This is a genomic window from Kitasatospora sp. NPDC096204 (assembly GCF_044763205.1).
In the GTDB taxonomy this organism is placed as follows: domain Bacteria; phylum Actinomycetota; class Actinomycetes; order Streptomycetales; family Streptomycetaceae; genus Kitasatospora.
In genome coordinates, this window is record NZ_JBIWFT010000011.1 from 1 (window position 1) to 24,760 (window position 24,760).

Annotated in this window: 23 protein-coding genes; 17 read left to right on the forward strand and 6 right to left on the reverse strand. The window is 74.1% G+C overall.

What is annotated here, in order from left to right; translation table 11 throughout:
• The first annotated feature begins 244 nt into the window (after positions 1–244).
• The 6 genes from ACIQ87_RS13985 (at position 245) to ACIQ87_RS14010 (ending at position 7,639) form a co-directional block, all read left to right on the forward strand.
• Positions 245–1,537, forward strand: a complete 1,293-nt coding sequence (locus tag ACIQ87_RS13985) for an SUKH-4 family immunity protein (RefSeq protein WP_402405817.1) — start codon at positions 245–247, stop codon at positions 1,535–1,537.
• Positions 1,538–1,676: 139 nt separating this feature from the next.
• Positions 1,677–2,639 carry a Ppx/GppA family phosphatase gene (locus ACIQ87_RS13990; RefSeq protein ID WP_402405819.1) on the forward strand — a complete coding sequence of 321 codons (963 nt, stop codon included), beginning with the start codon at positions 1,677–1,679 and terminating at the stop codon, positions 2,637–2,639.
• 676 nt (positions 2,640–3,315) lie between these two features.
• Positions 3,316–4,119 (forward strand): sugar phosphate isomerase/epimerase family protein, encoded by an 804-nt coding sequence (locus tag ACIQ87_RS13995; protein WP_402406107.1) that lies wholly within the window; start codon positions 3,316–3,318, stop codon positions 4,117–4,119.
• Positions 4,120–4,172: 53 nt separating this feature from the next.
• On the forward strand, positions 4,173–4,979 hold the full coding sequence (locus ACIQ87_RS14000; protein ID WP_402405820.1) for a class I SAM-dependent methyltransferase: 807 nt from the start codon (positions 4,173–4,175) through the stop codon (positions 4,977–4,979).
• 174 nt (positions 4,980–5,153) lie between these two features.
• Entirely contained in the window at positions 5,154–6,998 is a 1,845-nt protein-coding gene (gene ilvD, locus ACIQ87_RS14005) for a dihydroxy-acid dehydratase (protein ID WP_402405822.1), read from the forward strand.
• Between the two features lie 122 nt (positions 6,999–7,120).
• Complete coding sequence (locus ACIQ87_RS14010) at positions 7,121–7,639, forward strand: hypothetical protein (protein WP_402405824.1); 519 nt, start codon at positions 7,121–7,123, stop codon at positions 7,637–7,639.
• Positions 7,640–7,642: 3 nt separating this feature from the next.
• Here ACIQ87_RS14010 and ACIQ87_RS14015 read toward each other — a convergent pair whose 3' ends face one another.
• Both ACIQ87_RS14015 and ACIQ87_RS14020 read right to left on the reverse strand, forming a co-directional pair.
• Positions 7,643–9,004, reverse strand: a complete 1,362-nt coding sequence (locus tag ACIQ87_RS14015; protein ID WP_402405825.1) for a hypothetical protein — start codon at positions 9,002–9,004, stop codon at positions 7,643–7,645.
• 236 nt (positions 9,005–9,240) lie between these two features.
• Complete coding sequence (locus ACIQ87_RS14020) at positions 9,241–9,690, reverse strand: hypothetical protein (protein WP_402405827.1); 450 nt, start codon at positions 9,688–9,690, stop codon at positions 9,241–9,243.
• A 186-nt stretch (positions 9,691–9,876) separates the two neighbouring features.
• On the opposite strand from ACIQ87_RS14020, the gene proC reads away from it, so the two are divergent.
• Together proC and ACIQ87_RS14030 are read left to right on the forward strand one after the other, a co-directional pair.
• Complete coding sequence (gene proC / locus ACIQ87_RS14025) at positions 9,877–10,704, forward strand: pyrroline-5-carboxylate reductase (protein WP_402405829.1); 828 nt, start codon at positions 9,877–9,879, stop codon at positions 10,702–10,704.
• A gap of 124 nt (positions 10,705–10,828) precedes the next feature.
• The gene (locus ACIQ87_RS14030) at positions 10,829–12,049 is read left to right on the forward strand and encodes an MFS transporter (protein WP_402405831.1); all 1,221 of its coding nucleotides are present in this window, start codon (positions 10,829–10,831) and stop codon (positions 12,047–12,049) included.
• Between the two features lie 28 nt (positions 12,050–12,077).
• Here ACIQ87_RS14030 and ACIQ87_RS14035 read toward each other — a convergent pair whose 3' ends face one another.
• On the reverse strand, positions 12,078–12,602 hold the full coding sequence (locus ACIQ87_RS14035) for a hypothetical protein (protein WP_402405833.1): 525 nt from the start codon (positions 12,600–12,602) through the stop codon (positions 12,078–12,080).
• A 180-nt stretch (positions 12,603–12,782) separates the two neighbouring features.
• On the opposite strand from ACIQ87_RS14035, the gene ACIQ87_RS14040 reads away from it, so the two are divergent.
• From ACIQ87_RS14040 to ACIQ87_RS14060, 5 genes are all read left to right on the forward strand, one after another.
• Complete coding sequence (locus ACIQ87_RS14040; protein WP_392867725.1) at positions 12,783–13,979, forward strand: acetoin utilization protein AcuC; 1,197 nt, start codon at positions 12,783–12,785, stop codon at positions 13,977–13,979.
• A gap of 236 nt (positions 13,980–14,215) precedes the next feature.
• Positions 14,216–14,425 carry a helix-turn-helix domain-containing protein gene (locus ACIQ87_RS14045; RefSeq protein ID WP_045699258.1) on the forward strand — a complete coding sequence of 70 codons (210 nt, stop codon included), beginning with the start codon at positions 14,216–14,218 and terminating at the stop codon, positions 14,423–14,425.
• A 192-nt stretch (positions 14,426–14,617) separates the two neighbouring features.
• Positions 14,618–14,716, forward strand: coding sequence for a 30S ribosomal protein bS22 (locus tag ACIQ87_RS14050; protein WP_003948845.1), 99 nt, complete (start codon positions 14,618–14,620; stop codon positions 14,714–14,716).
• A gap of 147 nt (positions 14,717–14,863) precedes the next feature.
• Entirely contained in the window at positions 14,864–15,979 is a 1,116-nt protein-coding gene (locus ACIQ87_RS14055) for an NAD-dependent epimerase/dehydratase family protein (protein WP_402405834.1), read from the forward strand.
• Between the two features lie 7 nt (positions 15,980–15,986).
• On the forward strand, positions 15,987–16,994 hold the full coding sequence (locus tag ACIQ87_RS14060) for a lysophospholipid acyltransferase family protein (protein ID WP_402405836.1): 1,008 nt from the start codon (positions 15,987–15,989) through the stop codon (positions 16,992–16,994).
• 93 nt (positions 16,995–17,087) lie between these two features.
• Here the strand turns inward: ACIQ87_RS14060 and ACIQ87_RS14065 are convergent, their stop codons facing one another.
• The 3 genes from ACIQ87_RS14065 to ACIQ87_RS14075 form a co-directional block, all read right to left on the reverse strand.
• On the reverse strand, positions 17,088–18,383 hold the full coding sequence (locus ACIQ87_RS14065; protein ID WP_402405838.1) for a DUF5667 domain-containing protein: 1,296 nt from the start codon (positions 18,381–18,383) through the stop codon (positions 17,088–17,090).
• A gap of 265 nt (positions 18,384–18,648) precedes the next feature.
• Complete coding sequence (locus tag ACIQ87_RS14070) at positions 18,649–19,470, reverse strand: ECF subfamily RNA polymerase sigma factor, BldN family (RefSeq protein ID WP_402406109.1); 822 nt, start codon at positions 19,468–19,470, stop codon at positions 18,649–18,651.
• Between the two features lie 567 nt (positions 19,471–20,037).
• The gene (locus tag ACIQ87_RS14075; RefSeq protein WP_402405840.1) at positions 20,038–21,054 is read right to left on the reverse strand and encodes an HAD family hydrolase; all 1,017 of its coding nucleotides are present in this window, start codon (positions 21,052–21,054) and stop codon (positions 20,038–20,040) included.
• A 102-nt stretch (positions 21,055–21,156) separates the two neighbouring features.
• Between ACIQ87_RS14075 and ACIQ87_RS14080 the strand changes: the two genes are divergently transcribed.
• The 4 genes from ACIQ87_RS14080 to ACIQ87_RS14095 all read left to right on the forward strand — a co-directional run bounded on the left by ACIQ87_RS14080 (position 21,157) and on the right by ACIQ87_RS14095 (position 24,742).
• Positions 21,157–21,450 carry a glutaredoxin family protein gene (locus tag ACIQ87_RS14080; RefSeq protein ID WP_402405842.1) on the forward strand — a complete coding sequence of 98 codons (294 nt, stop codon included), beginning with the start codon at positions 21,157–21,159 and terminating at the stop codon, positions 21,448–21,450.
• 172 nt (positions 21,451–21,622) lie between these two features.
• Entirely contained in the window at positions 21,623–22,372 is a 750-nt protein-coding gene (locus ACIQ87_RS14085; protein ID WP_402405843.1) for an exonuclease domain-containing protein, read from the forward strand.
• 107 nt (positions 22,373–22,479) lie between these two features.
• Positions 22,480–23,376: a redox-sensing transcriptional repressor Rex gene (locus ACIQ87_RS14090; protein ID WP_402406111.1), complete on the forward strand. Its 897-nt coding sequence runs from the start codon at positions 22,480–22,482 to the stop codon at positions 23,374–23,376.
• Positions 23,377–23,401: 25 nt separating this feature from the next.
• On the forward strand, positions 23,402–24,742 hold the full coding sequence (locus tag ACIQ87_RS14095; protein WP_402405845.1) for a glutamyl-tRNA reductase: 1,341 nt from the start codon (positions 23,402–23,404) through the stop codon (positions 24,740–24,742).
• Positions 24,743–24,760: the final 18 nt, after the last annotated feature.

Sequence of the window (24,760 nt, forward strand, 5' to 3'; positions counted from 1 at the left end):
GCTGGAGCAACCGCTGGATGGGCGCTCTGAACGCCTTCGACATGGCCTTCGACGGCCGCCTGTCAGCCGGACGGGCGTAGGCCACTCGGCCCACACCCGACGACAAGATCAACAGCTAGTCCAAACGGGTGTCGTACACCGGAATCCTGATAGTCCCACTTCTCACGCAGGGGGTGGTGATGGGGGCGTAGGGTCGCGGGTCAGGTCGGGATGGGGGCTGGGAGTGGACGGACGGGGTGGTCGGGTGATCGCGCGGGCGCAGGCGGTGGAGGCGGGGCACCGGTGGATCAACGGGGATCTGCCGCAGGGGGCCGGGGCGGTGCGGCGGGTGTGCACCCATGAGTTCGAGCTCGGCTGGGTGGTGTGGGCCGAGCCGGCCCGGGTGGTGGTGGATCCGCGGACGGGCGAGCGGCGGGCGCCCGAGGAGGTGGGGGCGGCCTGCGCCGTGGTGGACCGGGAGAGCGGGCGGTTCACGGTCTGGCCCTCGGTGCCGGTGGACGAAGTGGTCGGACTGTACCGGGACTTCGTCGGCGCGGGCGGCTACGACCCGACCCTCCCGCCCGCGACCGGCCGGGGTGCCCGGGCCGAGCTGACCTACCGGGACGGCACCGGCGAGGAGCGGTCGCTGGCCCTGCGTTCCGCGGCGGGCCTGCCGCACCCGGCACTGCGCGGCTGGTGGTGGCTGCGCGAGCAGGGCGTCGCCGCCGGGGACGTGCTGGCCGTCCGGACCGACCTGCGGCCGAGTGCCCTGCCCGGCGGCTACTGGTCGTACGCGCTGGCCGCCGAACTGCCTCACGCCCGGATCGACTTCGAGCTCCCGTACGGCCCGCGCTTCGACCACCGGGCGGCCGCCGTACGGGCGTTGCCCGCGTCGCCGGACGGTCCGGCCCGCAACCGGGTGCCCTTCCCCCGCGCGGTGCGCCCCGGACCCGACGAGCCCGACGCGGCGCTCGCCGCCCGGCTCGCGGAGCGGTTCGGCCCGGCGGGCGTCCAGCGCTTCGAGCCGGCCGACGTCGCCCGCGCCGAGCTGCCCGGGGACGCGGCCGCGCTGCTGATGACGGTGGGCGTCCCGGTGGCCGTGCCGGGGTTCTTCGCCCTGCACCACCCCGGACCGGACGCGATCGCCGACGGCACCCGGCAGGCCGGCGTCCTGCCCTCGCTCGCCGGGTACCTGGCCGAGCTGGGCCGCAGCACCAGGGTGGCCGAGCGGGAGCGCCTGGCGCTCGCCGGGCAGCTGCTGCTGGGGACGGACGGCTGGGCGCTGCTGGCCCTCGACCCGGTGGCCGGGGCGGTCCGGGCGGTGGACCCGGACTACGCGACCGCCCGCCACTGCAACGCCGACCTGCGCGCCTTCGTCCGCTGCCTGGAGGTGTTCGCCGGTTGGTGGCCCGCTCTGCGCGGGCTCGACCCGGTGGCCGCGGGCGGGGCGGTGGACGTCCTGCAGCGAGCGCTGGCGGCGGTGGACGGCACGGTCTTCGCGGACCCGGAGAACTGGTGGGCCGTCATCGTGGAGCAGCTGTGGGACGGCCTGCTGTGAGGGTCGGCCCGCAGTGCGGGTCGGCCGGACGGCCGGGGCCGCCGGCCCCCGCTCCGCCGCCCGCCGGCCGGTCCCGGACCAGCGCGAATACCGTCACACCCCCGCTCGGCGGCTCCCGGATCGCGTAGCGTGGAGAGTTATGCGACTCGGTGTGCTCGACGTAGGTTCCAACACGGTCCACTTCCTCGTGGTGGACGCCCATCCGGGCGCTGCTCCGCTGCCCGCGTACTCGCACAAGGCCGAGCTGCGCCTGGCCGAGCTGCTGGACGCGGACGGCGCGATAAGCGAGGCCGGCATCGAGCGGCTGGTGGGCCACGTCGCCTCCTCGCTGCGGGTCGCCGAGGACAAGGGCGTCGTCGACATCCTCCCGTTCGCCACCTCCGCCGTGCGCGAGGCCGCCAACGGTGAGGAGGTGCTGCGCCGGGTGACCGCCGAGACCGGCGTCGAGCTGCGCGTGCTCTCCGGGCAGGACGAGGCCCGGCTCACGTTCCTGGCCGTCCGCCGCTGGTTCGGCTGGTCCTCGGGCCGGCTGCTCAACCTGGACATCGGCGGCGGCTCGCTGGAGATCGCCTGTGGCCTGGACGAGCAGCCGGACGTCGCCTGTTCGCTGCCGCTGGGCGCCGGCCGGCTGACCGCCCGCTGGCTGCCCGGGGACGTCGCCGACCCGGACGGGCTGCGCGAGCTGAGGCGCCACATCCGGGCCGAGCTCGCCACGGTGGTCGGTGAGATCAACCGGCTCGGCCCGCCGCGGCACGCCGTCGCCACCTCCAAGACCTTCAAGCAGCTGGCCCGGATGACCGGCGCCGCCCCCGCCGACGCCGGTCCGTACGCCGACCGCCGGCTCACCCGCAGCGGGCTGGCCTCCTGGCTGCCCCGGCTGTCCGCGATGACCGTCGCCGAGCGCGCCCGGATCCCCGGCGTCTCCGAGGGGCGGGCCAAGCAGCTGCTGGCCGGCGCGCTGGTCGCCGACGCCGCGATGGACCTGTTCGGGCTGGAGGAGCTGGACGTCTGCCCGTGGGCGCTGCGCGAGGGCATCATCCTGCGCCGCCTGGACGCGATGGACGGCTCGGCCGACCGCCGCCGCCCGGCGCTCGCTTCGTAGGCCGGGCGCGCTGCCCGTAGCCCGCGCCCCCGCCCGCGCCGGACGGCCGCCGGTCCTCGTCCGCCCCGCCCCGGGGCCGGGGCGCCCCGGAGGACCGCCGACCGGCCGGACCCGGGACAACGTGCCGATGGTCACTGCGCCGGTCATCCCGTCCCGTTCGCAGCGTGCTCCGCTTACGCTGTCTCCCGTGGTGCAACCAGCGGGCGAGGACGGAACGCAGGAGGGCCGCACTCCCGGGAACGGGCAGTCGCGGCCGGACGGTCCGCGCCGCCGGCTCGGCAAGGCGGTCACGGGCGCCACCGCCGCCCAGGCCGCCAAGCAGGCCGCGAAGGCCGTCAAGGCCGCCCAGCGCACCGCGAAGACGGCAGCGGCGAAGACGACCGCCGCCACGACCGCCGCCGCCAAGACAGCGAAGACGGCCAAGACGGCGAAGACAGCGAAGACAGCGAAGACGGCCAAGACGGCGAAGGCCGCGAGGGGGCCCAAGCCGGCCCCCGGGCACCAGCCCACCGCCGCGCGGCAGCCCGCCCCGAAGGAGACCCGCACCGCCCGGGCCGCCGGCGCCGCCAAGGCCGCCGTCCAGTCCGTCCGCTCGGTCAAGGCCGCCAAGCGCGACGCCGCCCGCCCGCCGCTGCTGCGCACCACCGACCGGCTGGTGCTGCCCCGGCACCCGGCCCTGCACATCCCCGACACCAAGGTGGTGCTGTCCACCGCCTCGGTGTACCCGGCGAGCACCGCCGTCGCCTTCGAGCTGGCCGCCAAGCTCGGCTACGACGGGGTCGAGGTGATGGTCTGGAACGACCCGGTCAGCCAGGACATCGACGCCCTGCGCCGGCTCTCCGACGCCCACCGGCTGCCCATCCTGGCCGTGCACGCGCCCTGCCTGCTGATCACCCAGCGGGTGTGGAGCACCGACCCGTGGACCAAGCTGGTCCGGGCCCGGGCGGCCGCCGAGAAGCTCGGCGCGAGCGCCGTGGTCGTCCACCCGCCGTTCCGCTGGCAGCGCCAGTACGCCCGGGAGTTCGTCGAGGGCATCAACCGGATGGCGGGCGAGACCGACGTCCGCTTCGCCGTCGAGAACATGTACCCGTGGCGCTACCGCGACCGCGAGATGCTCGCGTACGCCCCCGGCTGGGACGTCACCGAGGAGGAGTACCGGCACTTCACGATCGACCTCTCGCACGCCGCCACCTCCCGGATCGACACCTTCGCCATGGTCGAGCGGATGGGCGACCGGCTCGCCCACGTCCACCTGGCCGACGGCAGCGGCTCCGGCAAGGACGAGCACCTGATCCCCGGCCGCGGCAAGCAGCCCTGCGCCGAGCTGCTGGAGCACCTCGCCCGCACCGGCTTCGACGGCCACGTGGTGCTGGAGGTCAACACCCGCCGCTCGGCCTCCCCCGCCGAACGCGAGGCCGACCTGGCCGAGGCCCTCGCCTTCACCCGCCTGCACCTGGCCACCCCGTCGCACGTGCGCTGAGCCGTCCGGCCGGAGCGGGTGCGAACCACCGACCGCCCTACCGAGGGGGAGAAGTGACGAGCAGTCAAGAGGACCGGGCAAGCCGGGAGTTCAGCGGACTCCGCAACTTCCGCGAGCTGGCCGGGAGCTTCGGCGCGGTGGCCGCCGAGTACGACCGGGGCCGCCCCGGCTACCCGGAGGAACTGTTCGACGAGCTGGAGCGGTTCTGGGGCCGGGGGCTCAAGGGGGCCAGGGTCCTGGACGTCGGTGCCGGCACCGGCATCGCCACCCGCCTGCTGGCCGCCCGTGGTGCGGACGTCGTCGCCGTCGAGCCGTCCGCCGGGATGGCCGCGCAGTTCCAGGCCGTCTCCCCGCAGCTCCCGCTGGTCCGCGGCGGCGGTGACGACCTGCCCTTCCACGACCACTGCGCCGACCTGATCACCTACGCCCAGGCCTTCCACTGGACGCACCCCGGGCGGTCCGTCCCCGAGGCGGTCCGGGTGCTGCGGCCCGGCGGGGCCCTCGCCACCTGGTGGAACCTCTTCGACGAGACCGTCCCGTGGGTGCGCGCCCGGGACGAGCGGCTGTCCGCCGAGCTGTCCGGCCGCTACCACGGCTACGGCCGGGTGGCCGACCTGACCGCCCCCTTCGCCGCCGCCGGACTGGAGGTCTTCCGCACCCAGCTGCGCTGGCAGCGGCTGGTGTCCGTCGAGCAGGTGGTCGACAACCTCACCTCGCGCTCCTACTTCGCCTCGCTGACCCCGGAGCGGCGCGAGCCGCTGCTCGCCGCCGAGCGCGCGGCGCTGCTGGCCGAGTTCCCGGACGGACAGGTGGTCGAGCCGTACGTCCTCGACCTCACCGTGGCGGTCGCGCGGCACTGAGCAGCCGCCCCGACGCCCGCCCGCTCCGCTGCCCGGCCCGCCCCGCGCCGCCTGCCCGCATCGCGGACGGACCGTCCGCCGGCCGGACGGCGGGCGTAGGCTCGGTACCCACAGCGGCCCCCGAACCCTCCCAGCAGCGGGGTGCCCGCGAGAGCCCCGAAGGAGTGGAGCACAGTGCCCGAGCTGAGGTCCCGTACGGTCACCCACGGTCGCAACATGGCAGGCGCCCGGGCGCTTCTCCGGGCGGCCGGCGTAGCCCGCGAGGACTTCGGCAAGCCGATCATCGCGGTCGCCAACTCCTTCACCGAGTTCGTCCCCGGCCACACCCACCTCCAGCCGGTCGGCCGGATCGTCTCCGAGGCGATCAAGCGGGCGGGCGGCATCCCGCGCGAGTTCAACACCATCGCCGTGGACGACGGCATCGCGATGGGTCACGGCGGCATGCTCTACTCGCTGCCCTCGCGCGACCTGATCGCCGACTCGGTCGAGTACATGGTCAACGCGCACTGCGCGGACGCCCTGATCTGCATCTCCAACTGCGACAAGATCACCCCGGGCATGCTGATGGCCGCGCTGCGCCTGAACATCCCGACCGTCTTCGTCTCCGGCGGCCCGATGGAGGCCGGCAAGGCCACCCTGGTCGACGGCACCGTGCGCAAGCTCGACCTGGTCGACGCGATCTCCCAGGCGGTCAACGAGAACGTCTCCGACGAGGACATCGCGATCATCGAGGAGAACGCCTGCCCGACCTGCGGCTCGTGCTCCGGCATGTTCACCGCCAACTCGATGAACTGCCTGACCGAGGCGATCGGCCTCTCGCTGCCCGGCAACGGCTCGGTGCTCGCCACCCACACCGCCCGCAAGGACCTGTACGAGCGGGCCGGGCGGACGGTGGTCGAGATCGCGAACCGCCACTACGGCCAGGACGACGCCTCCGTCCTGCCCCGGGCGATCGCCACCCGCGCCGCCTTCGAGAACGCCATGGCCCTGGACATCGCCATGGGCGGCTCGACCAACACCATCCTGCACCTGCTGGCCGCCGCCCAGGAGGCCGAGCTGGACTTCGACATGCGGGCGATCGACGCCATCTCCCGCAAGGTGCCCTGCCTGTCCAAGGTCGCGCCGAACGGCTCGTACTACATGGAGGACGTGCACCGGGCCGGCGGCATCCCGGCCATCCTCGGCGAGCTGTACCGCGGCGGGCTGCTCAACGAGGACGTCCACACCGTGCACGCCGACTCGCTCGCCGAGTGGCTCAAGACCTGGGACGTGCGCGGCGGTTCGCCCTCCGCCGAGGCCGTCGAGCTGTGGCACGCGGCCCCCGGCTGCGTCCGCTCCGCCGAGGCCTTCTCGCAGTCCGAGCGCTGGGAGTCGCTGGACACCGACGCCGCCGGGGGCTGCATCCGCAGCGTCGAGCACGCCTACTCGGTCGAGGGCGGCCTGGCCGTGCTGTACGGCAACCTCGCCGAGGACGGCTGCATCGTGAAGACCGCCGGCGTGGACGAGTCGATCTGGACCTTCAGCGGTCCGGCCGTCGTGGTCGAGTCCCAGGAGGACGCGGTCGAGGCGATCCTGGCCAAGCGGGTCAAGGAGGGCGACGTCGTCGTCATTCGCTACGAGGGCCCCAAGGGCGGCCCGGGCATGCAGGAGATGCTCTACCCGACCTCCTTCCTGAAGGGCCGGGGCCTGGGCAAGGCCTGCGCGCTGGTCACCGACGGCCGCTTCTCCGGCGGCACCTCGGGCCTGTCCATCGGCCACGCCTCCCCGGAGGCGGCCTCCGGCGGCACCATCGCGCTGGTCGAGGACGGCGACACCATCGCCATCGACATCCCCGGCCGCCGGATCTCCCTGGAGGTCCCGGACGAGGTCCTGGCCGAGCGCCGCGGCGCCCTGGAGGCCGCGGGCGGCTACCGGCCGAAGAACCGCGACCGCCAGGTCAGCCAGGCCCTGCGCGCCTACGCCGCGATGGCCACCTCCGCCGACAAGGGCGCCGTCCGCGACGTCTCCAAGCTGGGCTGAGCCCGTACGGGCCCCGTACGGGGCGCCTCGTACCGAACGAGGAGCACGGAACGAGGAGGAGCCGTCCCACCGGCCGGGACGGCTCCTCCGCCGTGTACGGCGGCCGGGTGATAATCGACGGTGTGAGCGAGCAGCCCCCCACCCCCACCCCCGCCCCCACTCCCGCCGGCGCCCCCGAGCCGGAGTCCATCCGCTGGTTCGGCACCACCTGGCTGAACCGGGACAACGGCTACTGGCTGCGCCGGGTCGCCGTGTCGGTCGGCTCCCTGGTCGCGGCCGCCGCCGCGGTGCTGCTGCTGCGCTTCGGCGTCGAGGGCGTCGCGCTCTCCGACAACGGCGGCTTCCTCAACGGGCTGCTGACCGCCGCCATCGTCGTCTGTTCGATGATGGCCGTGCGGCGCACCTGGAAGGTGCTCACCGAGGGCAAGGACAAGCTGACCGGCTGGATGGCCGAGGACAAGTCGCTCGGCGCGGTGTGGATGATCGGCGGGGCGGGCTCGCTCCTCGCCTACTTCGCCCGCAGCCTGGTCGAGGCCCCGGGCGAGGCGGTCCGGCGGGCCGCCCACCAGCGGGCCGTCGAGCAGTACGAGAAGCGCCGGGCCGGCCGCAGTGGCCGACCCGGCGGGAAGCGCAAGGGCTGACCGTCAGGTCCGGCTGACGGAGCCGCACTCGTCGGCCGACTGGATGTCCTTGCTGCGGTCGTACGGGTCGACCGCCGGTCCGGTCGGCCGGGAGCCGGGGGCGTCCGACTGCAGCTCGGCGAACTGGTCGAACTGCGGGTGGAAGTAGCCGTCGTAGACGCCGCAGGCCGAGTTGGCGGGGTCCGTCTGGCTCTCGCCGAACGCGATCTTCCTGGGATCGACCGGGTAGCGGCCCGGGTCGTAGAAACGGAACGTCTCCACCCGGCGCACGATGGTGCGGGTGGTCCAGGTGTCCCCGGCCACGTCGCCGGTCGGCGTGAGCAGGCCCGCCGGCTTGGCCGCGCCGTCCCGGGGCGCGGCCGGCTTGGTCGGCTGCGGGGCGCCGGTCGACGGCCTGGGCGACATGGCCCGCTTGGCGGCGTCCGGACCGGGGCGCAGCGCGTACACGAAGCTGAAGTCGGTGTGGACCAGGACGCCCTTGTCGCCGTCGCCCTCGTACGTCATCCGGCCCTGCACCTTGACCACGTCGCCCACCGGAATGGCGTCGCGCGGGTCGAAGCGGCTGAACCAGGAGGTCGGGTCGTTCTTCTCGGACGGGTTGTCCAGGGCGGACACCGCCCCGTCGCGCTCCTCCCGCAGCAGCAGCGCGAGCGCGGCGTCCGGCCGGCCGCCCCCGACCGTCTTCGGGTCCAGGTTGGCGGCGGTCAGGTAGTCCCTGACCAGCTGCAGCTGGGCGGTGACCTGCTCGGCGGAGAAGACGCCGGTGGCCTTGGCGTCGGGGAGCACGAAGGCCTCCGCGCCGTTCGGCCAGCCCTCGGCCGGGGAACCGGCCCACGGGTGGTCGACGGTCGGCTGCTCCTCGGGGGCCTTCGGCGGCGCGGTCGTCGGCTTGGCGGTCTCCGGGGCGACGGTGGGCACCGGCGAGTGCGGGGCCGAGGCGGCGCCCGCACCCCAGCGGAACGAGTACCAGTCGCGCAGCGCGTCGACGTTCAGGACCGCGACCAGCACGGCGACGGCCAGCACGACGAACAGCGGCGCGCGCCACTCCAGCCGGCGGCGGGGGCGCGGGTTGCCCCACGGGTCGAGCTCAGCGGGCTTCGGCTTGCGGCCGAACCGGCGCTTGGGCGCCCGCGGGCCGTCGTTGACCGAGCGGCGGCCGCCCGGGTCGACCGGCGGGGTGTGCTTCCACCGGGCGGACAGCATGCGGGTGCGCCCGCTCTGCTCCTTGACGGCGGCGTCCTTGATGAACTCCTCGTCCAGGACGAGGTCGGCGAACGGGTCCTTCTTGCCCGTCCCGGACGGGTCGGACCCACCCGGCTCGTCGCCCCCGGAGGGGCGCGGTTCCGGATCTTCGGCTATCGGCATCGCGCCAGTATGACGACGGGGGGTGACGGTGCGCCGATCGGGGGCACATCACGTGGTGAACTCGTGCGGATCGGGTGACAGTTCACCCCGGTTCGTCCGGAACCGTGCCGCCGGCCCGGGACCGTTCGCCGCCCCGGGCCGTTCGCCGCCCGGGACCGCGCCGCCGCCCGGGACCGCGCCGCCGCCCGGGACCGCGCCGCCGCCCGGAACCGTGCAGCCGCCCGGGACCGTCCCGCTCAGCCCTTGCCGCGGGCCTGCTTGACCGAGCCGACCACCCCGGCGATCGCCAGCAGCAGGCCGGCCGGCAGCAGCGAGACGAAGAAGGCGCCGAACAGCCCCTCGTCGCCGAGGAACAGCTGGGCGAGCGTGTTGAGCGCCAGCAGTCCGCCGGCCGCCGGGAGCGCCGACTGCCACGGGTGCTCGTCCGCCCAGCGGCGCAGCCGCCGGTCGGTGGTGTCGTGCCGCAGCCGGCCGCCGACGGTGCCGACGAGGAAGAAGAAGAACAGACCCCAGCCGGCCGGTGAGGCCAGCATGCTCAGCGACCAGTTCCCGGAGATCGCCTCGATCCCCAGGGCCGTCGCCCCCACCACCGCACCGACCCCCGCGGCGGTCCGCCACGGGCCCACGGTCGCCGAGGCGACGGCGAGTTGCCGGTTCTCACGTCGGGACATTTCGTCGTGTGCCATGGCTCCACGGTGCGCCTGCCGGAGCGCGGAGGCCATAGGGGAAACCCCGGAGTTTTCACCCTAGGGGCAAGGTCGTCGCGGTCCGTGGCGACCACGGAGCGGACGGTCCCCGCGTGCGCCGCCGGGCGGTGCGAGGATGGCCGCAGCACCGGGGCAAGGCCACAGTACCGAGGCAAGGAGCGGACCATGGGCAGCAGCGCAGCACACGGACAGAAGATCGCCTTCCTGGGCACCGGCAAGATCGGCGAGGCCCTGCTCTCCGGTCTGCTGCGGGCCGGCAAGGACCCGGCCGACGTCCTGGTGACCGCCCGCCGCCCCGAGCGCGCGGTCGAACTCGCCGCCCGCTACGGCGTGGTGGCCGTCTCCAACGCCGAGGCCGCCAAGCTCGCCGACACCCTGATCCTCGCGGTCAAGCCGCAGGACATGGGCACCCTGCTGGACGAGCTGGCCCCGCACGTCGGCGCGGACCGGCTGGTGATCTCGGCCGCGGCCGGCGTCCCCACCGCCTGGTTCGAGGAGCGGCTGGCGGCCGGCACCCCGGTGGTCCGGGTGATGCCCAACACCCCGGTCCTGGTGGACGAGGGGATGAGCGTCATCTCGGCCGGCTCGCACGCGGGCGAGGAGCACCTGGCGCGCGCCGAGGAGATCTTCAGCTCGGTCGGCAAGGCGCTGCGGCTGCCCGAGTCCCAGCAGGACGCGGCCACCGCGCTGTCCGGCTCCGGGCCGGCGTACTTCTACTTCCTGGTCGAGGCGATGACCGACGCCGGCATCCTGCTCGGCCTGCCCCGGCAGGTGGCGCACGACCTGATCGTGCAGTCCGCGATCGGCGCCTCGGTGATGCTGCGCGACTCCGGCGAGCACCCGGTGAAGCTGCGCGAGGCGGTCACCTCGCCGGCCGGCACCACCATCGCGGCGATCCGCGAGCTGGAGAACCACGGGGTGCGGGCCGCGCTGCTCGGCGCCCTGGAGGCGGCCAGGGACCGTTCCCGAGAGCTGGCCTCGGGCGGAAAATGACCGCTGCGCGACCCCTCCCGTAATCGCGGCGCACCCCCTACGCTCTCGCCAACATCGTCCTACCGGTCGGTAGTGAGGCCGGCGACGTCAGCGAGGTCCGTGTGGAGTCCGCCTGGAGGTCCGCGTGAGTGCCGCACCGTCCGCACGGCCCGTCCCGTCCCCCGTGGCGCCCGGCCTGCGGGCCGGGCGGGCCGCACTCGCCGTCAGCTTCCTGCTCCAGGGCACCGTCTTCGCCCTGCTGGTCACCTGCATCCCGGAGATCCAGCACCGGTACGGGCTGAGCGACGGGCTGCTGCCGGTCTTCCTGGCCGCGGTGCCGGTGCTCGCCGGGGTCGGGTCGATCGCCTCCGAGCAGCTGGTGAAGCGCACCGGCGCGCGGGCCGTGCTGCGGGTGGTCCAACCCGCCGTCTGCCTCAGCCTGGCGGCCGCCGGGCTGGGCGGAACGCTGTGGCAACTCGCCCTGGCACTGGGCGCGTTCGGGCTGCTGGTGGGTGCGCTGGACGCCAGCATGAACATGCTCGGGGTGGGGCTCCAGCACCGCTACGGCCGCTCGATCATGATCGGCTTCCATGCCGCGTTCAGCCTCGGCGGCATCCTCGGCGCGGCCCTGGCGGGCCTCGGCTCGCACTACGGCCTGGGGCTGCCGGTGCTGTTCGGCACGGCCGCCGCGGTGGTCGCCCCGCTCGCCCTGCTGACCGGCACGCGGTTCGCCGGGCCGGCCGAACTCGGCGACGCCGTCCGGGAGGCCGCCGAGGCCGCCGCCCGGTCCGTCCCCTGGCGTCCGCTGCTGCCGCTCTGCCTGGCGATGGCCTTCGCGTACATCGCGGACGCCTCGGTCTCCAACTACAGCGTCAAGTACCTGACCGACGGGCTGGGCAGCCGGGAGGACCTCGCCAAGCTCTCCTACCTGGGCTACATGGTCGCGATGCTGCTCGGCCGGGCCCTGGGCGACCGCGCGGTGCAGCGCTTCGGCGCCGTCCCGGTGGTCCGCGCCGGCGCCGCGCTGGCCGCCCTCGGCTTCGGGCTGGCCGCGGTCGCGCCCGCCGCCTGGGCGGGCATCGCCGCCTTCACCGTGCTGGGCTTCGGCATCTGCGCGATCATCCCGCAGGTGTTCGCGGCCGGAGGCCGGCTCTTCCCGGCCGACTCGGACGCCGCGGTGGCCCGGCTCAACCTCTTCAACTACGTGGGTTTCCTGCTCGGTTCGCCGCTGGTCGGGGCGATCGCGGACGCGAGCTCGTACCGCTGGGCGCTGCTCGCCCCGATGCTGCTGGTGCTCGCCGTCCTGCCGCTGGCCGAACGTTTCGCCCCGGCGCCGGTTCCGGCCCCGGCCCCCGCCGTCGGGTGACGGCGGGGGTGGTCGACGGGACGTGGGGTCAGCTGATCACGGTCTGGAGCTCGGGCACCCCGAAGGTCCAGCTCTGGTCCTTGGCCGTGGTGGTGCCGCCGACCTGGCCGAACTCGTAGTAGACGTACGGCGCCCAGTTCAGCGTGTACGGGGCGGTGCCCCACGCCGGGGTGTCGGTGATCTTGACGGTGAGCGTGACGCTCTTCGTCGCCCCGGGCGCGATCGGCGCGTTGAAGTGGAAGTTGGCGCTGTTCCCGTTGGTCACGCAGTCGGAGGTGTCGCCGGTGCAACCGGTGATGGTGAACGCTCCGGCCTGGGTGTTGGCCGGCCAGGTCGGCTGGACGGCCTCGTAGGCGAAGTAGATGGGGCTGTTCTCACTGTTGGTGAGCGACAGCGTCAGGGTCAGCTGGTCTCCCGCCTTGGCCGCCGACTTGTCGACCGCGAAGGTGGCGCCGCTGACCGCGGCGGAGGCCGGCTGGGCGGCAAAGAAGACGCCAAATCCCAGTATTGCAGCGAGAATTACCCCAAGGCGTTGCACGCTGAATGGCTTCATGGCGGAGAGGATATGGAGTCGCAGGGCTTTTGTCTGTACCGCCTCAACACCCGCCTCCACAGCTGCCCCACAACTTCCGTAGTTTCATCGCGCACCCCGCCTGCCCGGCCGTCCCCCCGGGCACCGGCCCGGCGTGCCCTGGCGGCGGTCCGGCCACCGCCACCCGCTACGGTGGAGGCCATGCCCGAAGCCGAGCGTGACACCCCCTGCGGCCTGCACCTCTTCTGGGACGAGGCCGTCACCGCCTACGACTTCGGCCCCGGTCACCCGATGGACCCGACCCGGCTGGCCCTCACCATGCGCCTGGTCGAGGACCTCGGGCTGAGCAGCGGGCCCGGGGTGACCGTCCGGGCCGCGCCGCCCGCCGGCGAGTCCACCCTCCGGCTGGTGCACACCCGGGAGTACGTCGAGGCGGTCCGCAACGCCGCCGCCCACCCCGAACGCTCCGACCCGCTGCACGGACTCGGCACCGACGACAACTGGTCCTTCCCGGCGATCCACTCGGCCTCCGCGCTGATCGCCGGCCAGTCCGTGGCCGCCGCCGAGGCGGTCTGGCGCGGCGAGACCCCGCACGCCGTCAACTTCACCGGCGGGCTGCACCACGCGATGCCCGGCAAGGCCTCCGGCTTCTGCGTCTACAACGACCCGGCGCTGGCCATCGCCCGGTTGCTGGAACTCGGCGCCGAGCGGGTCGCCTACGTGGACGTGGACGTGCACCACGGCGACGGCGTCCAGGCGGCCTTCTGGAACGACCCCCGGGTGCTCACCGTCTCGCTGCACGAGCACCCCGCCACGCTCTTCCCGCAGACCGGCTGGTCGATCGAGACCGGCGGCGAGGACGCCCCCGGCTCCGCCGCCAACCTCCCGCTGCCCGCCGGCACCGGCGACGCCGGCTGGCTGCGCGCCTTCCACGCCGTGGTGCCCGAACTGCTGGACGCCTTTCGGCCGCAGGTCCTGGTCACCCAGCACGGCGCGGACACCCACCTGGAGGACCCGCTCGCCCACCTCGCCGTCACCGTGGACGCCCAGCGGCTGATCGCCGAGACGCTGCACGACCTCGCCCACCAGTACGCCGGCGGCCGCTGGGTGGCCACCGGCGGGGGCGGCTACGCGGTGGTGGACGTCGTCCCGCGCACCTGGACCCACCTGGTCGCCACCGCCGCCGCCCGGCCCGTCGACCCGGCCACCGAGACCCCGGAGTCCTGGCGCGCCGAGGTCTACCGCCGCACCCGCCGCCCGGCCCCGCTGCGGATGACCGACGGCGCCCGCCCGGTCTGGCGCGACTTCGACGCGGGTTACGATCCGGCCGACCGGCTCGATCAGGCCATCCTCGCGACCCGGCGAGCGGTGTTCCCGCTGCACGGACTGCTGGCCTGAATCCGCCGTCCGGGCCGCGCCCGGGCCGCGTCCCGGCGGGGCCGTGCGTACGCCGAGCGGTGCCATCCGCCGGTCGGCTACGTACTGCAACAGTCCTATCTCTCACCGTACGAGGACTGCACTTCCCCTCTTCCCACTGGTACCACCCATAACTACTCTGGGGATACACGTGTGCCGGTGGAGTCACCGGAGGGGAAGCCGGTGCCTTGCACACGGGTAAGGGTCGGGTGATGGTCATGAGTTCCGTCGAGCGCCCCCTTCAGGAAGTCGTCTTCCTGACCGTGGCGGAGGTCGCCGCGGTCATGCGGGTGTCCAAGATGACGGTGTACCGGCTGGTGCACAGCGGAGAGCTGCCGGCCATCCGGGTCGGACGGTCCTTCCGGGTGCCCCAGCAGGCGGTGCACGAGTACCTCAAGGAGTCCTACGTGCGGCTCGAGAGCGCGTAGCGCAGGGCGCGCGGGCACGGGGTCCACACCGGTGGGCCCCGCACCCGTTCGCCGGGGATTTCCCCCGAGTTCTCCGGTTGCCGGGGGCGCGATTTACAGCCCCGGGCAACCGGAAGGTAGGCTAGGCCCTCACGTCAGTCGTATGGACTCCGTCTCTCACGGGCGAGAGTCTCAGTGAGCGAGGGTTGTTCCGTGGGCTCTGTCATCAAGAAGCGTCGCAAGCGTATGGCCAAGAAGAAGCACCGCAAGCTTCTGAAGAGGACTCGCGTTCAGCGTCGCAACAAGAAGTAAGCGCCCCGGCCGCGCCTGGCGCGCCCAGCGCTTCCACCGCCCGCCCAGCCCGTCACGGCCTGGGCGGGCGGTGTCGTTTCACGGCCCGGTGGGGTGGCGCGGTACGGTGCACGCAGGCCGTCTGGGCCGGGAAATGGGGGCAGCACCGTGGGTGTGGTCGTGCTCGTCACCGGCGTGGCACGCCATCTCGGTGCCCGCTTCGCCGCCGAGGTCCGCCGCCGTCCGGGCGTCGACCTGGTGGTCGGCGTGGACGTGCAGCCGCCCCGGCTGCCGCCCGGGGAACCGGTCGGACCGGCCGCCCCGTACCGCTTCCACCAGCTCGACCTGCGCCGTCCGGCGCTCTCCCGGGTGCTGGCCGAGCACCGGGTGGACACCGTGGTGCACCTCAGCGTCAGCGCCACCGGCCTGGGCTCCACCAACCGCTCCGCGGTGAAGGAGTCCAACGTGATCGGCACCATGCAGCTGCTCGGCGCCTGCCAGAAGGCCCCCGGGGTGCGCCGGCTGGTGGTGAAGTCCACCACCGGGGTCTACGGCTCCGCGCCCCGCGACCCGGCGGTGTTCAGCGAGCGGATGCAGCCCAAGGACCCGCCCGGCGGCGGCTTCGCCAAGGACGCGTCGGAGGTCGAGGGCTACGTGCGCGGCTTCGCCCGCCGCCGCCCGGACGTCGCGGTGACGGTGCTGCGCTTCGCCAACATCGTCGGCCCGGACGCGGACACCCCGCTCAGCGAGTACTTCGCCCTGCCCGTGCTGCCGACCGTCCTCGGCTACGACCCGCGGCTGCAGTTCGTGCACGAGGACGACGCCGTCGCGGTGCTCTGCCGGGCCGCCGACGAGCCCGCGCCGGGCACCGTCAACACCGGGACCTTCAACGTGGCGGGGGAGGGCGTCCTGCTGCTCTCCCAGTGCGCCCGCCGGCTCGGCCGGCCCACCCTGCCGCTGCTGCTGCCCGCCGTCAGCTGGATGGCCGTGCTCGCCCGGCAGAGCCGGCTGGTGGACGTCTCGCCCGAGCAGCTGCGGCTGCTCACCCACGGCCGGGTGGTGGACACCGCGCGGCTGCGCGACACCTTCGGCTACCGTCCGGCGTTCAGCACGCCGGAGGCCTTCGCCGACTTCGCCGCCGCCCGCGGCCCCGGCCTGCTGCCGCCCGAGCGGCTGGCCACCGTCGCCGACCGGCTGACCGCCCTGCTCGGCCCGGAGCGGGCCGCGGGGCCCGCCACCGGACCGGACGCCCCGCCGAACCGTCCCCGCCGACCGAGGAGCTGAACCCGCGATGAGTGCCGCAGCCGAGAACGCGCCGGGCGAGGCCAGGGTCATCCCGATCGAGTCCGCCCCCAGCTGGACGTCACCCGAGGGGCCGAAACCGGCCGACCGGCTCGCCGAGGCCGTCGGCGGGGCACTGTCCGGCCCGCTCGGCCCGGTCGCCACCCGGCTGTTCGGCAAGGGCTGGGAGGGCCGCGCCGCCGAGGGGCTGGCCTTCCTGCGCCGCCGGGTGACCGGCGACTACGAGGTGGACGAGTTCGGCTTCGACCGGGAGCTCACCGAGGAGGTGCTGCTCTCGCTGCTGCGCCCGCTGGCCGAGAAGTACTTCCGGATCGACGTCCAGGGCGTGGAGAACATCCCGGCCGAGGGCGGTGCGCTGGTCGTCGCCAACCACTCCGGGACGATCCCGCTGGACGCCCTGATGACCCAGGTGGTCATCCACGACCACCACCCCGCCCGGCGACACCTGCGGATGCTCGCCGCCGACCTGGTCTTCGTGCTGCCCGGGATCAACGAGCTGGCCCGCAAGGCCGGCCACACGCTGGCCTGCAACGAGGACGCCCAGGCCCTGCTGGAGCGCGGCGAGGTGGTCGGGGTCTGGCCGGAGGGCTTCAAGGGCATCGGCAAGCCGTTCTCCGAGCGCTACAAGCTCCAGCGGTTCGGCCGCGGCGGTTTCGTCGCCTCCGCGCTGCGGGCGCGGGTGCCGATCGTGCCCTGCTCGATCGTCGGGGCCGAGGAGACCTACCCGATGATCGGCAACGTGAAGACGCTGGCCCGGCTGCTGGGCCTGCCCTACGTGCCGATCACCCCGACCTTCCCCTGGCTGGGCCCGCTCGGGATGCTGCCGCTGCCGACCAAGTGGACGATCCGCTTCGGCGAGCCGATCGCCACCGACGCCTACCCGGCCGAGGCGGCGGACGACCCGATGCTGGTCTTCGACCTGGCCGACGAGGTGCGCGAGACCATCCAGCACAGCCTCTACCAGCTGCTGGTGCAGCGGCGCTCGGTGTTCTTCTGACGGACCCCGCCGGGCGGCGTCGCCCGGACCGGGCCCGGACACGGCGAGGGCCCGGCGGATATCGCACTCCGCCGGGCCCCCACCGCCCTGCTGTCAGCCGCCCAGGATCCGCAGACCGGGCAGCAGGTCCGGGAGCAGCGGCGGCACCTCGACGCCCTGCGGCTGGGCCGCGTTCGGGGCGCTGGGCGTGGCCTGCTGCGGCGCCTGCGGCTGGGCCGCGTCGGCGCTCGGCGAGGGCTTGGTGCCGGTGAGGCCGTTGGTGAGACCGCCGACCAGGCCGTTGACGGCGTCCGGGGCGCTGCTGGGCAGGCTGTCCGGCAGGACGCCGCCCTTGCCGCCGTTGCCGGAGGCGCCGGAGCCGGGGTAGGCCGGGGGGTGCTCGGTGGCGCCGGGGCGGTTGCCGGCGGCGCCGGAGCCCGGGGCCTGGTCGGTGCCGGCCGTGGTGCCGGAGCCGGCCGCCGGGGAGCCGGCCGGGGAACCGCCGGTCGAGTGGGACGAGCCGTCGCCCGCTCCGGTGCCGGTCGCGCCGCCGCCCTGGGCGGGGGGCAGGACCAGGCGCAGGGGCGCGACGTCCTCGCTTATGTCGTCGAAGAGCCGGTTCACCAGGTCGGCCTGCCGGGTGAGCTGGACGGGCAGCTTGCCCTGCAGCTCGCTCCACCGGCCGTCCTCGTCGTGGGCGAAGCCGGCCAGGGCCCGCATCGGGTCGAGGGAGCCGTTGCTGCGGTAGACCGAGCGCAGCAGCTCGCGGCCCTTGAGGGCGTCGGCGTGCATGTCGTCCAGGGCGCGGCGGACCTGTTCGACGGTGGCCGGGCTGAGGGCGCCGGCCGGGCCGGTGCGGCCGACCAGCGTCTTGGCCTCGCCGAGCCGGGTGGCCGCGTTGTCGAGCAGCAGTTCGCCGCGTTCGGAGTCGGAGCCCGCGAGGTCGAGCCGGAGGCCCTCCAGTCCGCGTTTGAGGCCGTACAGCGTGTCCCCGGGGACGGCGTTGGAGCTGGCCGCGGCGGCGCCGGCCAGGCTGCCGACGGCGAGCCCGGCGACCAGCCCGCCGATCGCGAACCGGCGGCTCCAGCGGCCGCGCGGTGCCGACCGGATCGCCCGGTGGCGGCGCTGGCGGGGCACCGCGGTGCCCGTCCCGCCGGCGAAGGCCTGCTCGAACGCGGCCATCAGCTGGGCGCGTTGGACCGTACGGACCTCCCGGTCCAGCACCGGCCCGGGCAGCGCCCCCAGCGCATCGGTCAGACCGACCAGTTCGGCCATCGCGACCGGACCGGCGCCGGTGACAGCGGCGTTGTCCGATTCGGTGTTGGCCGCAGCGCGTTGCTCCGCCTGGTGGGCCTCCAGCGCCTCGGCGAAGGCCTTCGCCCGCCGGTGCTCAAGCACGTTTGCCGTCACGGGCCACACCTCCCTTCGTCGTTGTCGACACCCCGGCCTGCCGGACGGTTGCCCCGGCTGGCCAAAGCCACTCCATCGGGTGATAGGCCGCAATTCGACTTGACCGTACGCCTGGTGGGGGCTTGCACGCTGGAAAACGAGCGGTGCGGGCGGTCGGTTACGCACGGCTGATCATCGGACCGACCGTTCACCCTGACGTGTCGGCCGGGCGCGAACGATGACGGCCCGGTAGGGCGTATGGCGCAGGGGCCGTCCTCGGCGCGGCTCATCGCGCGTCGGGCGGGAGCAACCGGGCCAGGGTGCGGACGGCGCGGTACTGGAGGGTCTTGATGGCGCCCTCGTTCTTGCCCATGATCCGGGCCGTCTCGGCCACCGAGAGCCCCTGCAGGAAGCGCAGGGTGACGCACTCCTGCTGCTGCGGGTTGAGCCGGCGCACCGCGTCCAGCAGGGCGGCGTTGGAGAGCGACTCCAGCACCGACTCCTCCGGGCTGCGCTCGCACTCGTTGGAGTCGAGCATCTCGCCGGTGGTGACCTCCAGCCGGAAGCGGCTGGACTTGAAGTGGTCGGCGACCAGGTTGCGGGCGATGGTGACCAGCCAGGCACCGAAGTCCCGGCCCTGCCAGGTGAAGGTGCCGATCCGGCGCAGGGCGCGCAGGAAGGTCTCGCTGGTGAGGTCCTCGGCGGTGGCCCGGCTGCCGACCCGGTAGTAGATGTACCGGTAGACGGTGTCCGCGTAGTGGTCGTAGAGCCGGCCGAAGGCCTCGCTCTCTCCGGCCTGGGCCCGCTCGACCAGCTCCATGATCGGGTTGTGCTCGGTCTCGTAGCCGGGGCTGGGCGCGGTCCGGGTGCGGCCCCGGCCGGCCCCGGCACTGCCGGTGCGGCCGCGTGAGCCGGTGCCGGCCGAGCCCGCGGCGGTGGTGCGCAGCGCCGGGCCGGCTGCCGCTGACTGGCCGAACGACCCTCCGGCGAGCGCCAGTTGGGGCGAGGTGGGGAGCTGGGTGCGGAGCAGGGTGCGCAACAGGTCCAGGCCGGTGGAGATCTGCCGCTCGACGGTCGGCCGGCCGCGCAGGCCGGTGCGGGGGCGCAGGGGCGCGGACGACGGGCGGGAGGGTGCAGGCGCGTCGTTCCGGACGGGTGGGTACACGGGACTCCCAGAGGCAGAACTGTGGACGGATCACCTCCGCCTGCGCGGAGAGCACCCCCGCGGCGTCCGTTCGAGCGGGACGCGTGGTGGCGTGCATCCAGGAGAGAATAACGCTTTGTGCAATGACAGCTACACCGTGTGGTCGAAGTGGTCGTTTGGGATCCATTTGTTGTGCATATTCGGCTGATAGCGACCGGAGCTGTCATCGTTCATCCGGCTCAACGTGATCGAACGGGCGCCCAGGGTGACCAATTCGGCGGCCGGAGGGGCGGTTTCCCAGCCTTGGGGCTCGGCAATCCCCGACTTTCCCGGCCTGGCGAACGATCAGAACCGGTCACCCGGCGACAGGTTCGTGCAGACGGCCCGGACTGCCGTGCGGTACGGGGGAGTTCGCCCGTAAGAGGGGCCAGGTCAGAGGCCCTGTTGACGCCCGCTCACTCGCCAGGGCGAGCCCTCCCGGACGGCCACCGGACGGCTACCGGACGGCCTTCGGGAGGTCTTCGGGCGGTCTCAGCCGCGCCGCCGCCGTCGGTTCAGCGCCACCCCGGCCGCCGTCGCGCCGGCCAGCACCCCGAGCGCGGCCGCCGCCGGCAGCCCCACCCGGGCCGCCTTGCGTCCGGTCCGGAAGTCCCGCACCCGCCACCCCTGGGCGCGGGCGTGGCGCCGCAGCGCGCCGTCCGGGTTCACCACGTACGGGTGGCCGACCAACGAGAGCATCGGGATGTCGTTGGCCGAGTCGCTGTAGGCGGCGCAGCGGTCGAGGTCGAGGCGCTCGCGCCGGGCCAGCGCGCGGACGGCGGCGGCCTTGGCCGGACCGTGCAGCAGGTCGCCGACCAGCCGGCCGGTGTAGTGGCCGTCCGTGGCCTCGGCGACGGTGCCCAGCGCGCCGGTCATGCCGAGCCGCCGGGCGATGATCCGGGCCACCTCCAGCGGGGCGGCGGTGACCAGCCAGACCCGCTGGCCGGCGTCCAGGTGCATCTGGACCAGGGCGCGGGTGCCCGGCCAGATCTTGTCCGCCACGACGTCCTCGAAGATCTCCTCGCAGATCGCCTCCAGGTCGGCGGTGGGCTTGCCGGCCACGATGCCGAGGGCGGACTGCTTGGCGTCCGAGATGTGCTCCGGGTCCTCGGCGCCGTGCAGCCGGAACCAGGCCTGCTGCCAGGCGAAGCGGGCGATGTCGCGGCGGGTGAGGAAGCCGCGGCGGTAGAGGCCGACGCCGAGGTAGAAGATCGCGGCGCCGCGCAGGATGGTGTTGTCGCAGTCGAAGAAGGCGGCGGCGCGGGGGTCGTCCTGGTCCGGGGTGTGGTTCCCGGCCGGGGCCTTGGGGGTCTTGCCGGACTTGCCCGCGGCCGGTGCTTCCGTCCCGGCGCCTTCCGTCCCGGCGCCGCCCTCCGGCTCCCCGGCGGAGGCCGGCCCGGGCTCGGCCCGCAGCGCGGCCTCGGCCGCCTCGGCCGCGGCTTCGCCGGCCAGGGCGCTCCGCTCGCTGCTGGAACGCCTTGCCTGGGTGAGCCTTCTGAGCACGGCCATGTCATCGAGGATAGCCAGCCGGCCGCGTGGCGACCGTGACGGAGCCGTGCCCGCGAGGTGAACAGCTCCACCGGGTGCCGGCCCCCGGGGTGGGTGGGGGCGATGGCGGAGAATGGGACGGTGAGCCCACTGCTGCGACGTAAGAGCCCCCGGCCCGCGGACCGGACCGTGACCCTGGTCGGCAGGCCCGGCTGCCACCTGTGCGACGAGGCGCGCGAGGTGATCCTCCGGGTGACGGGGGAGCTGGGCGCGTCCTTCGAGGAGCGGGACATCACCCAGGACGAGGAGCTGTACCGCCGCTACTGGGAGCAGATTCCGGTCACGCTGATCGACGGCCGCCAGCACGACTTCTGGCGGGTCGACGAGCGCCGGCTGCGCACCGCGCTGGGCGGCTGAGCGGCTTCTGACCCGTCGTTCGTCCGTACACCGACCCCCCGCCGAACGGCGGGGTCGGTTCGCCGAATCGTTGCCAAAGACACGCCGCTGCGGCCTGGGGCGGGGCGGGCTGGTCGGCTTACGATCGAACGCGTTTGCGCCCGTGGGGGGCTGAGCACACGAGGAGTGCGCCATGCTTCCCGGTCCCGTCCCAGGCACGCCCGGAGTCCCGTCCGGGAGCCCCCGGGGCTTCGCCGTGGTGGACGTGGAGGCGACAGGACGCAGCCCGTGGCGGCACCGGGTGGTCGAGGTCGCGGTGGTGCTGCTCGACGAGCGGCTGCGCCCCGAGGGGGAGTTCGCCACCCTGCTGGATCCGCTGGGCCCGGTCGGCCCGACCCATGTGCACCGGATACGGCAGTGCGACGTCGAGGGTGCCCCGCGGTTCCGTGAGATCGCCCCGCGGCTGCTGGAGCTGCTGGCCGGCCGGGTGCTGGTCGGCCACCACGTCAGCTGTGACCACCTCTTCCTCGATCGCGAGTTCGCCCGGATCGGGGTGCCGCTGCCGCCCGTCCCGCTGCTGTGCACGATGCGGCTGGCCCGCGCCCACCTGCCTCAGGCCCGCGGCCACGGCCTGGCGGCCTGCGCGGAGGCGGCCGGCCTCGGCTGGTACCCGGCGCACACCGCGCTGGGTGACGCCCGGGTGACCGCCGAACTGCTGCGGCACTGCCTGGACGCGCCGTCCTGCCCGCCGGACGACTGGACCGGCCCCCTGCGCGAGGCCGCCCGGGTGCCCTGGCCCCGGCTGGGGCGGGCCCGCTCCCGCCCGTCCGCGGCCGCCGTCCCACTGCTGCGCCGGGAGACCCCGTACGGCCCCTGGCTGCCGGATTCCGAGGCCCCGGAGGTGCTGCTGACCCACTCCGGTGCTATGGGTTCGATGGCGTGATGCGCATCACTGTGCGGGGACAAAACGGACACCATCTTTGTGCACACGTTCACAAACGCATAGCCTGGCTGCCAAAGCCCAGCTTCACCCACAGGAGCACCGTGGCAATCGGCCGATCACCACAGAGCAGTTCGCAGACGCCCGACCAGGGCGCCGCGCGCCGACCGTCGCGTGCCCGGGGCATCCCGGAGGCGACGGTCGCCCGCCTGCCCCTCTATCTGCGGGCCCTCACCGCGCTCTCCGAGCGCTCGGTGCCGACCGTCTCCTCCGAGGAGCTGGCCGCCGCGGCCGGCGTGAACTCGGCCAAGCTGCGCAAGGACTTCTCCTACCTCGGCTCCTACGGCACCCGCGGCGTCGGCTACGACGTCGAGTACCTCGTCTACCAGATCTCCCGTGAGCTCGGTCTGACCCAGGACTGGCCGGTCGTCATCGTCGGCATCGGGAACCTCGGCCACGCGCTCGCCAACTACGGCGGGTTCGCCTCCCGCGGTTTCCGGGTGGCCGCCCTGTTGGACGCCGATCCCCACGTGGTCGGTTCCACCGCGGCCGGACTCCCGGTGCGGCACATGGACGAGCTGGAGTCGATCGTCGAGAGCCAGCACGTCTCCATCGGCGTGATCACCACCCCGCCCGGCGCCGCCCAGCAGGTCTGCGACCGGCTGGTGGAGGCCGGCGTCACCAGCATCCTGAACTTCGCCCCGACCGTGCTGACCGTCCCGGACGGCGTGGACGTGCGCAAGGTGGACCTCTCCATCGAGCTCCAGATCCTCGCCTTCCACGAGCAGCGCAAGGCCGGCGAGGAGCCGGACGACCGCGCCGAGTCGGTGCTGGACCGCGCCCCCGGTCCGGTCCGGGCGGCCGCCGCCAAGCTGCGCCGCGCGGCCGGTGGCAGCGGCAAGGCCCGGGGTGCCGTCGAGTCGACGGCCAAGGACCAGGCCGAGCAGGCCAAGGGAAAGTCCGCCACGGGCGGCGACGGGGATCTCTCCGCGGTGATGCCCGCATGAACACCGAGAGCTGTGGGGGGCGGGCATGAGCCTTCTCGTCGTAGGGCTGAGCCATCGCACGGCCCCGGTCGGGGTGCTGGAGCGCGCCGCGCTGACGGGTGACGTACCGACCCGGCTGCTGCACGACGCGGCCGCCACCGCGACGGTGGGCGAGGCCGCGCTGCTGAACACCTGCAACCGGATCGAGCTGTACGCGGACGTGGACAAGTTCCACGCCGGCGTCGCCGAGCTGTCGCTGTTGCTGGCCCACCACAGCGGGGTGGACCTGGAGGAGCTGACCTCCCACCTGTACGTCCACTACGAGGACCGCGCCGTCCACCACCTGTTCTCGGTGGCCTGCGGCCTGGACTCGATGGTGGTCGGCGAGGGCCAGATCCTCGGCCAGCTGCGCGACGCGCTGGCCAAGGCCCAGGACGAGCACACCGCCGGGCGCGGCCTGAACGAGCTGTTCCAGCAGGCGCTGCGGGTCGGCAAGCGGGCGCACAGCGAGACCGGCATCGACAAGGCCGGCCAGTCGCTGGTCACCTTCGGCCTGGAGCAGGTCGCGGCGGGCGCGGGCGAGATCGCCGGCAAGCGCGCGCTGGTGGTCGGCGCCGGCTCGATGAGCTCGCTGGCCGCCGCCACCCTGGTCCGCTCCGGTGTGACCGACCTGCTGATCGCCAACCGGACCCCGGCCCGCGCCGAGCGGCTGGTCGAGATCCTCGGCCCGGACGTGGCCCGGGTCCTGGACCTCGCCAAGGTGCCGGAGGCGCTCGCCGACGTGGACCTGGTGATCTCCTGCACCGGCGCGGCCGGCGTGGTGATCAAGGCCGAGGACGTGGCCGCCGCGGTCGCCTCCCGCAGGTCGCCCGAGCCGCTCGCCCTGCTCGACCTGGCCATGCCGCGCGACGTCGACCACACCGTGCACGAGCTGCCCGGCGCCCTGCTGGTCGACCTGGAGAGCCTCTCCCACGCGCACGCCGCCAGCCCCGGCGCCGGCGACGTCGACCAGGTCACCCGGATCGTCTCCGACGAGGTGACCGCCTTCGGCGCCGCCCAGCGGGCCGCCCGGATCGCGCCGACCGTGGTCGCGCTGCGCTCGATGGCCTCCGACGTGGTCGCCGCCGAGCTGAGCCGGCTGGACTCCCGGCTGCCCGATCTGGACGAGCGCTCGCGCGCCGAGATCACCCAGACCGTCCGCCGCGTCGTCGACAAGCTGCTGCACGCCCCGACCGTCCGGGTGAAGCAGCTGGCCGCCGAGCCCGGCGGCGCCTCCTACGCGGAGGCGCTGCGGGAACTGTTCGACCTCGACCCGGCGGCCGTGCACGCCGTGTCGGGCACGCCCGTCGGCGGCGCGCCCCAGCCCTCGGCCGGGGGCACCAGATGAACCGTCAGCCATCCCACG